Source organism: Segeticoccus rhizosphaerae (assembly GCF_009192725.1).
In the GTDB taxonomy this organism is placed as follows: Bacteria; Actinomycetota; Actinomycetes; order Actinomycetales; family Dermatophilaceae; genus Segeticoccus; species Segeticoccus rhizosphaerae.
The window spans coordinates 1-8,653 of sequence record NZ_VOHR01000161.1; the positions used below are offsets into that span (position 1 = coordinate 1).

Here is an 8,653-nt window from a genome sequence, read left to right on the forward strand (position 1 = left end):
CCTGGCAGGGGCCGGCGACCGACGTCGCCGCCGACGTCTCGCCGGCAGCCCCTGTGGCCGATGACGGCCCGGCGGCCGACCGCCGGGCCGCGGACGCCCACCGGATCGTCTTCGTGGACCGGCCCGGCTCGGTCCAGACCGAGCTCTATGTGGGCACGCACGGTCCGGACCGTCGCGTCGACGGTGGCTGGGCGCCATACCCCGTCCTCGGTTTCGTGCTGGGCGGCTCACCGGGTGCCCGGATCGATGCCGTGCTGCGGGAGGAGAAGGGCTACACCTACGGCATCCGGGCCGGCTTCCGGCCACGCCACAGGGGTGGGTTGTTCGCCGCCTCCGGCTCGGTCCGCGCCGACGTCACCGCCGAGGCGCTCGGACTGTTGCTCGACCAGCTCGACGGGGCGCGCGCCGGTTTTACGCAGGATGAGACCAAGGCCGGCGTGGACTACATCGGCAAGACCGCCCCGGGGCGCTACGCGACCGCCGACGCCATCGCGGACGAGGCGGTCATGCTGGCGCTCGACGGGCTGACCACGGAATTCACCACCGCCAACCTGACCGACCTGCTGACCGTCGACCCGGCCCGGCTGGACGACGCCTACCGGCGCTTCGTGACGGGCGAGTGGACCGTGGTCCTCGTGGGCGATGCCGGCCTGCACGCCGAGTCCGTCCGCGCCCTCGGGCGGGGCGAGGTGACGGTCGTCCCCGCCTGACTGTCAACCAGGGGAGCGGCGCTAGTGGGAGTCGTAGCCGTCGCGCTCCGCCGCCATCACCTTGAGCACCGCGTTGACCAGGCCGAGGTGAGTGAAGGCCTGGGGGAAGTTGCCGAGGTGCCGTCCGCTCGAGGCCTCGATCTGCTCGGCATACAGGCCGAGCGGGGTGGCCAGGCTGAGCAGGCGCTCGCACAGGTGCCGCGCCCTGCGGTGCTCGCCGATGATCGACAGGCAGGCCACCAGCCAGAACGAGCAGATGGTGAAGGTGCCCTCCTCGCCGGAGAGCCCGTCGTCGGTGCGGTCGACGCGGTAGCGCAGCACCAGGCCGTCCACGGTCAGCTCGTCGGCGATGGCCAGCACGGTGGCCCGCAACCGCTCGTCGTCGGGAGGCAGGAACCCCACGAGGGGGATCAGCAGGGTCGAGGCGTCGAGCGCGTCGGTGTCGTAGTGCTGGGTGAACACGCCTCGGCTGTCGACGCCGTGGGCGCAGATGTCGGCGTGCATCTCGTCGGCGGCCTCCTGCCAGCGCCGGGCGAGCTCGTGGTTCTCCCGCACCCGGGCCAGCTTGACGCCCCGGTCGACGGCCACCCAGCACATCACCTTGGACGAGGTGAAGTGCTGCGGTTCGCCGCGCACCTCCCAGATGCCGCGGTCCGGCTCGGTCCAGTGCTCGATCGCCTGGTCGACGAAACCCGCCAGGATCTGCCACAACCGATCGTCCAGCATGTCCCGCGAGCTGGTGTGGATCCAGACCGAGTCGAGCAGCGTGCCCCACACGTCGTGCTGCTTCTGGTCGAACGCTCCGTTGCCGATGCGCACGGGCTTGGCGCCGCCGTGGCCCTCGAGATGGGTGAGGACCTCCTCCGAAAGGTCCTTCGCCCCGTCGATGCCATACATGATCTGCAGGCCGTCGGACGCCTCGGCCAGGTCGGCCATGAACCAGAAGAAGTCGTTGGCCTCCCAGTCGAGGCCCAACGCGTCCAGCGCCCACAGAGCGAGCGTCGAGTCGCGGATCCAGGTGTAGCGGTAGTCCCAGTTGCGTTCTCCTCCAGGCGTTTCCGGCAACGACGTCGTGGGAGCGGCAATCAACGCGCCGGTCGGCGCGTAGGTCAGCCCCTTCAGTGTGAGCGCGCTGCGTTCCAGGTGACTGCGCCAGGGGTGGTCGGGGAAGTTGCCCCGAGCCAGCCAGTGCTGCCAGTGGTGGGCCGTCCAGACCTGGCGCCGGTAGGCCTCCTCATAGGAGTGCGGCGGCTCGTGCTCGGTCCAGGACAGTGCGACGTAGTGGGTGTCGCCCTCCTTCATCAGGGTGCGAGCCGTCGCCTGCGGCCCTTCGAAGCCCACTCGCATGTCAGTCGTGAGCCTGACCCTGGGGTCCTGCTCGTCGCCCTCGGCAACGGCGTCGTGGTAACCGTCGCCCAGGTAGGACCACCGCGCCCGCCGACGGCCGTAGTCGAAGACGGGATGGCAGTTCAGCACCAGCTGGACCTCGCCGTTGACGCAGCGGACGGTCCGCAGCAGCACATGCTCCGCGTCGTAGTCGGTGGGCGCGCGCCGGTAGAGGTGCGCCCGCTCCGTCTCGTGGTGCCAGGGACCCATCAGGAGGGCGTCCCGGACGATGATCCAGCCGCCCGGAGTGCCCCAGGACGTCTCGACGATCATCGTGCCCGGCACGTAGCGGCGGGCGTTGGGCACCAGCTGGTCGGCGGGACCGAGGCGAAATCCGCCGGCGTCGCGATCCAGGATGGCACCGAACACGCTCGGCCCGGCCATGTGCGGCAGGCACATCCACTCGATGTTGCCGCTCGGAGCGATCAGCGCGGTCGTCTGGCAGTCGGAGATGAAGGCGTAATCGCCGATCGGCGGGAACGCCGAGCGCGCGTCTTCCGGCGGAAGGTCGATCTGTGGGTCGTGCGTCGTCACCGGCACCCCTTCCTGACACCGACAGCGTGCCGCACTTCCGGCTGCGGCGCTAGCCGCCGGCTTCCGCAGCCAGCCGGCTGAGCACCTCGTCGTGCAGCACGCCGTTGCTGGCCACTCCGTTGCCGCCCCACGGGCCGGGTTCGCCGGTCAGCGAGGTGAACCGCCCGCCGGCCTCGGTGACGATCGGCACCAGGGCGGCCATGTCGTGCACGGCAAGCTCCGGCTCGGCGGCGATGTCGACCGCACCCTCGGCGACGAGCATGTAGGACCAGAAGTCGCCGTAGGCCCTGGTGCGCCAGCAGTCGTCGCCGAGCTGCAGGAACTGCTCGCGCAGTCCCAGCTTGGCCCAGCCGGTCAGGCTGGAGTAGGACAGCGACGCGTCGGAGAGCTCGGAGACGTGGGAGACGTGCAGCCGCTTGGCCGAGGAGAGGCTGCGGCCGCTCCAGGCGCCGGAGCCGTTCGCGGCCCACCACCGACGGGTGAGCGCGGGCGCTGCGACGAGGCCGAGCACCGGCTGCCCGTCGTCGACGAGAGCGATCAGGGTGGCCCACACGGGGACCCCGCGGACGAAGTTCTTGGTGCCGTCGATGGGGTCGACGATCCACCGGCGAGGACCGTGACCTGTGGTCTCCATCTCCTCGCCCTGGACGGCGTCCCGGGGACGGGTGCGCTTCAGCTGGTGGCGGATGATCTCCTCCGCCGACCGGTCGGCGTCGCTGACCGGGGTGAGGTCCGGTTTGGTCTCCACGACCAGGTCCTCGGCACGGAACCGCGCGGTGGTCACCCGTTCCACGGCGTCCGCGAGCACGTGCGCGAGGCGCAGGTCATCATCGTAGGCAGGCACCCTCGGCACGCTAGCCGACGAACGCCGAGCGCGTATGACGCCACGCAGCTTCCCCTTGCCGCAGCTCCTCCGCGGCAGGTCGCTGCGCTCCATCTTCGCCGCTGTCGTCGCCGCGGGCATGTTCTCTCTCCGCTGTCGTCGGTCACGGTGGGGTGCCGCTGGTCGCCCGCGCGCGGTGGACGGTGAGGTAGAGCCGGTGCGCGGTGACCACGACTGCCACCCAGGCGAGACCGAGGGCCCACGCCGCCATGACGTCGGTCAGCCAGTGGTGGCCGAGGTAGACCCGGGACAGCCCCATCGCCACCGCCCACGCCAGCGCACCCAGCACCATGCACGCGCGGGACCACATGTGCCGGACGCGCCGCAGGATGATGTAGGCCAAGACCGCCGCGATCACGGTGCTGTTGAGCGTGTGGCCACTCGGGAAGGACGCCGACGACTCGAAGGGCGGGACGGCGTCGATCCGCGGTGGCCGCGCCCGTCCGACCAGCTGCTTGCCGGCGACGGTCATCAGCAGCGACCCGGCGGCGGCCACCAGCACCAGCGCCGCGGGCGACCAGCTGCGCCACCACAGGCACAGGGCGAGGACGGTCAGGCCGGTGAGGATCGGCATACCGACGTCTCCGCCGAGGTGGGTGAACCAGGTGACAGCCGTGTCGAGCCCTGGACTGCGCAGCCCGAGCATCGCGTTGAGCACCGGTCGGTCCAGCGTCGCGACCTCGTCCTGCTCCATGACGGCGTCGTAGACCTCGGCGCCCGCGGCCGTCAGCAGGACCGTCGTCATCGCGCCGACGATCAGCGTGAGCAGGATGACCCAGTTGGCCGCGACCCAGGGACTGCGCTGTCCGACAGCGGATTGGGCCAGCCACCTGCCGAACCGGCTGTGCCACGTGGCAAGGTCCCGGTCGCCGATGTGGTCTTCGGGAGAAGCGGCCACAGCCGACTCTCAGTCCCCGTGCCCGGGTGTCCGGGCACGGAGCAGCCGGCGGAGCGACTCGAGTCTGGAGGGTCCGGCCGGTCCGGCGTGACCGCCCTCCACCCACGCGTCCAGGGCGCACTCCGGCTCGTCGTGGGTGCAGCCGCGGGGACACTCCGCCGTGCCGGGCTCGAGGTCGGGGAAGTGGTTGATGATGCGGGCCGGGTCGACGTGCGCCAGCCCGAAGGACCGCACGCCGGGGGTGTCGATCACCCAGCCGTCGTCGTCCGGGAGGCGCAGCGCCACTGCGGAGGTGCTGGTATGGCGGCCACGGCCGGTCACGTCGTTGACGTCGCCGGTCGCGCGCAGCGCCCCGGGCACCAGGGCGTTGACGAGGGTGGACTTGCCGACGCCGGAGTGGCCCACGAGAACGCTGACCCGATCGGCCAGCGCGGCGTGCAGCTCCTCGAGGCCGCGGGGGAGTCCACCGTCTCCGGTGAGGGACGTCACGACATACCTCACCTTGAGCGGCGCGTAGGTGGCGAGGAACGCGTCGGCGTCGGCGAGGTCGGCCTTGGTGAGCAGCAGGAGGGGCTCCATGCCGGCGTCGTAGGCGGCGACCAGGCAGCGGTCGATCATCCGCGGCCTCGGCTCGGGATCGGCGAGGGCGGTGACGATGACGAGCTGATCGGCGTTGGCGACGATGATGCGCTCGACGGGGTCGGTGTCATCGGCGGTGCGGCGCAGGACGGCGGTGCGTGGGTCCTGTCGGACGATGCGGGCGAGCGCGTCGGAGTCGCCGGACGTGTCACCGACGAGACGGACGTGCTCTCCGACCACGATCGACTTGCGACCGAGGGCTCGGGCCTTCATCGCCGTGACGAGGCGGTCCTCCACGAGCACCGTGTAGCGACCACGGTCCACTCCGACGACAAAACCCGGCACGGCGTCCTCGTGCGCCGGGCGCTCTTTCGTGCGGGGCCGGGATCCTTTGCGGTTGGGTCGGATCCGCACATCGCTCTCGTCGTACTCGCGCCGCCGGGGGCTCATGGCTGCGGGACGTGGTGCGCCGCGTGCGCGAGCTCGTCCCACCGCTGGGTGAACCGCGGCAGGGTCTTGCCGGTGGTGCCGACGTTCTCCACCACGACCCCCGGCACGGCCAGCCCCAGGACCGCCGCGGCCATCGCCATCCGGTGGTCGTCATAGGTCCGGAAGAGACGGCCGTGAAGCTGCCGTGGAGCGACCCGCAGGCCGTCGTCGGTCTCGGTGACCTCGCCTCCCATGGCGTTCAGCTCGGTGGCGAGCGCGGCCAGCCGGTCGGTCTCGTGACCGCGCAGGTGCGCGATCCCGCGCAGGTGCGAGGGGGAGTCGGCCAGAGCGGCGAGTGCGGTCACGACGGGCGTGAGCTCGCCGACGTCGTGCAGGTCGACGTCGAGGCCGTTGATGCCGCCGCCTCCGCTGACGGTGAGGCCGTCACGGTCGAGGCGCACCTCCGCGCCCATCGCGTCGAGGATGTCCCGCAGGGCGTCGCCGGCCTGGGCGGTGTGGTGCGGCCAGTCGGCGACGTGGACGCTGCCTCCGGTGACCACCGCGGCGGCCAGGAAGGGCGCGGCGTTGGACAGGTCGGGTTCGACCAGCACGTCGAGGGGATGGATCTCGGAGGGCTCGACGTGCCACAGGTCGGGCTCGGAGTCGTCGACGATCGCCCCGGCGTCGCGCAGCACCTCGACCGTCATCCGGATGTGCGGTTCGCTCGGCACCGGCTTGCCGTCGTGGCGCACCGTCACGCCCTCCTCGAATCGCGGCCCCGCCAGGAGCAGGGCCGAGATGAACTGGGAGCTCTCCGAGGCGTCCAGCGTGACCGAACCACCGCGCAGCCCGCCCGAGCCGTGCACGCTGAAGGGCAGGGTGCCGCGGCCACCGTCCTTGACCACGGCGCCCAGGGCGCGCAGGGCGCCCAGGACCGCTCCCATCGGGCGGTTGCGGGCGTGCGGGTCGCCGTCGAAGGCGACCGTTCCGTCCGCCAGGGCGGCGACCGGGGGCACGAAGCGCATCACCGTCCCGGCGAGACCGCAGTCGATCCGGGCCGAGCGGTCCAGCGTCGCGGGGGTGATGATCAGGTCCGGCACCTCGTCGGACGAGGCCGGTGAGAGCTCGTCGCCGGAGAAGTCCTCGATGCGGGCGCCGAGGGCGCGCAGCGCGTCGGCCATCAGCACCGTGTCACGGGAGCGCAGCGGCGCTCGCAGCCGGGACTGGTCGGCCGCCAGGGCGGCGAGGACGAGGTAGCGGTTGGTGAGCGACTTGCTCCCGGGGAGCGTCACCGAGGTGTGGATGGGGCGCTCAGCTGTGGGAGCGGGCCAATCGAGGGGATCAGACAAGGTGGTGCGCCGCTCCTCAGCTCAGGGTGTTCTCGGCCTGGGCCGCGGCCAGCTTGGCCTCTCTGCGGGCGGTCTTGGCCGCACGGCGGGCGCCGCGGCGGGTGTCACCGACCGCGCGCTTTGCTCGCCAGGACAGGCCGGGCTTGCCTTCGGTGTCGACGGCGGCGAGCAGGACGCCACCGAGCAGACCGAGGTTCTTGAGGAAGTGGGTCCGCTGCTGCTTGCGCTTGACCGGGTCCTTCTCCTCCCAGAACGGGTGCCCGGCATACGTGGTGGGGACCAGGGCCGCGGACAGCGCGGTGGCGGCGAGTCGGGGAAAGCGCCCGATCGACAGCAGCAGCCCGCCGGTCAGCATCGTCGCGCCGTTGGCGCGCACGAGCAGTTCCGGGTCGTCCGGCAGGCCGAGGGGATCGCCCACCTTCTCCAGGAATGGAGCGACCTGGTCGACCTTGGTGGCCGGGTGGCGGAGGGCGTCGAGCCCACCCACGACGAACATGGCCCCCAGCATGGGGCGTGCGATCCGGCGCACCAGCGTCATGGTCTGTCTCCATTCGATGTCGTTGCGGTCAACGCGTGCTGTCCGCCCTACCGTAGTTGCTGCGCACGCCGCGTGCCTCCTGCGTACGTCCGCGCACCACAGGCCCATCACTCGCCCATCACCGGCCCATCACAAGCGCGGCGTCCGGCCGCGCGCCCTCCGGTGGTTTCGTAGGCTGCAGGCATGTGCGGGCGATATGCGGCCAGCTCGAGGCCCGATGACCTGGTCGAGGAGTTCGAGATCGAGGCGGACCGGACCGGCGAGCCGGCCAGGTCCGTGCTCGCCTCGCCCCAGTCGCCGCCGCCCGGTACGCCGGACTACAACGTGGCGCCGACCAAGCAGGCGCCGGTCGTGCTCACTCGGGCCCCGCGCAGCGGTGAGGACGAGGACGGCGGTGGGCCGGTGCGACAGCTGCGACTGCTGACCTGGGGCTTGGTACCCAGCTGGGCCAAGGACATCAAGGTCGGCCTGCGGATGATCAACGCGAGGGCCGAGACCCTGCTCGACAAGCCGGCCTTCGCCAAGGCGGCCGCGGCCCGCCGCTGCCTGGTGCCTGCCGACGGGTGGTACGAGTGGCAGGCGAGCCCCACCGTCACCGACCGCAAGGGCAAGCCGCGCAAGCAGCCGTTCTTCGTGCGTCGCGCCGACGGCAAGCCGATGGCACTGGCCGGGGTCTACGAGTTCTGGCGCGACCCCGCGCTGCCCCCGGATGACCCGGATGCGTGGCTGACGACCTACGCCATCGTCACACAGGCGGCCGAGCCCGGCCTGGACCGCATCCACGACCGCCAGCCGCTCGTCCTCGACCCGGAGCAGTGGGCCGGCTGGCTCGACCCTGCCCAGACCGACCTCGACATGGTCCGCGAGCAGCTCCAGCCGGGTGCGCCGGGGCGGTTCGAGGCGTGGCCCATCGGTGCGGCGGTGGGTTCGATCCGCAACAACGGGCCACAGCTGCTCGAACCGGTGGGGCGCGACCAGCTCGAGGGTGTCGTCGACCCCACCACCGGAGAGATCATCGGAGGGTCACCATGACGGTGCGTGCGTCGGTCCGCGAGCTCGAGACCCCAGCCGGTATGGCGCGTGCCCACCTGCTGCGGCCGACTCGCCTGCGTGGTTCGGTCGTCCTGGGCCACGGGGCGGGCGGCGGGATCGAGGCCCCGGACCTGGTCGAGCTGACCGGCCTGACGGAGGACGGCTGGCTGGTGGTCCGTGTCGAGCAGCCCTGGCGGGTGGCCGGCAAGAAGGTGGCCACCCCACCCAAGACGCTCGACACGGGGTGGCTGGCGGTCCTCGCGGCGCTGACGCAGGGCCGGTGGGCGCTGCCGCGGCCGCTGGTGAGCGGAGGCC

General features: G+C 71.8%; 8 protein-coding genes and 1 pseudogene. 3 read left to right on the top strand and 6 right to left on the bottom strand.

The features are described 5' to 3' along the window. On the top strand, positions 1-710 hold a 710-nt coding region (locus FRW57_RS13155), incomplete at its 5' end, for a M16 family metallopeptidase (RefSeq protein WP_162529352.1). 21 nt (positions 711-731) lie between these two features. Here the strand turns inward: FRW57_RS13155 and FRW57_RS13160 are convergent. The 6 genes from FRW57_RS13160 to FRW57_RS13185 all read right to left on the bottom strand — a co-directional run bounded on the left by FRW57_RS13160 (position 732) and on the right by FRW57_RS13185 (position 7,306). After that, the gene (locus FRW57_RS13160) at positions 732-2,630 is read right to left on the bottom strand and encodes a glycoside hydrolase family 15 protein (RefSeq protein WP_238384772.1); all 1,899 of its coding nucleotides are present in this window, start codon (positions 2,628-2,630) and stop codon (positions 732-734) included. 49 nt (positions 2,631-2,679) lie between these two features. Then, the gene (gene hisN / locus FRW57_RS13165; protein ID WP_137122791.1) at positions 2,680-3,474 is read right to left on the bottom strand and encodes a histidinol-phosphatase; all 795 of its coding nucleotides are present in this window, start codon (positions 3,472-3,474) and stop codon (positions 2,680-2,682) included. Between the two features lie 142 nt (positions 3,475-3,616). Further along, a complete protein-coding gene (locus FRW57_RS13170) occupies positions 3,617-4,411 on the bottom strand; it encodes a phosphatase PAP2 family protein (protein ID WP_152186184.1) in 795 nt (264 codons plus the stop codon). 9 nt (positions 4,412-4,420) lie between these two features. Beyond that, on the bottom strand, positions 4,421-5,440 hold the full coding sequence (gene rsgA, locus FRW57_RS13175; protein ID WP_152186185.1) for a ribosome small subunit-dependent GTPase A: 1,020 nt from the start codon (positions 5,438-5,440) through the stop codon (positions 4,421-4,423). After that, positions 5,437-6,711 (bottom strand): 3-phosphoshikimate 1-carboxyvinyltransferase, encoded by a 1,275-nt coding sequence (gene aroA, locus FRW57_RS13180; RefSeq protein WP_420853250.1) that lies wholly within the window; start codon positions 6,709-6,711, stop codon positions 5,437-5,439. The genes rsgA and aroA overlap by 4 nt, the downstream gene beginning before the upstream one ends. A gap of 73 nt (positions 6,712-6,784) precedes the next feature. Further along, positions 6,785-7,306: a DoxX family protein gene (locus tag FRW57_RS13185; RefSeq protein WP_137122787.1), complete on the bottom strand. Its 522-nt coding sequence runs from the start codon at positions 7,304-7,306 to the stop codon at positions 6,785-6,787. 183 nt (positions 7,307-7,489) lie between these two features. On the opposite strand from FRW57_RS13185, the gene FRW57_RS13190 reads away from it, so the two are divergent. Together FRW57_RS13190 and FRW57_RS13195 are read left to right on the top strand one after the other, a co-directional pair. Further along, positions 7,490-8,338, top strand: a complete 849-nt coding sequence (locus tag FRW57_RS13190; RefSeq protein ID WP_137122786.1) for an SOS response-associated peptidase — start codon at positions 7,490-7,492, stop codon at positions 8,336-8,338. Then, positions 8,335-8,653 (top strand): annotated as a pseudogene (locus FRW57_RS13195) (alpha/beta hydrolase family protein); the annotation flags it as partial. The gene FRW57_RS13190 and the pseudogene FRW57_RS13195, both read left to right, overlap by 4 nt.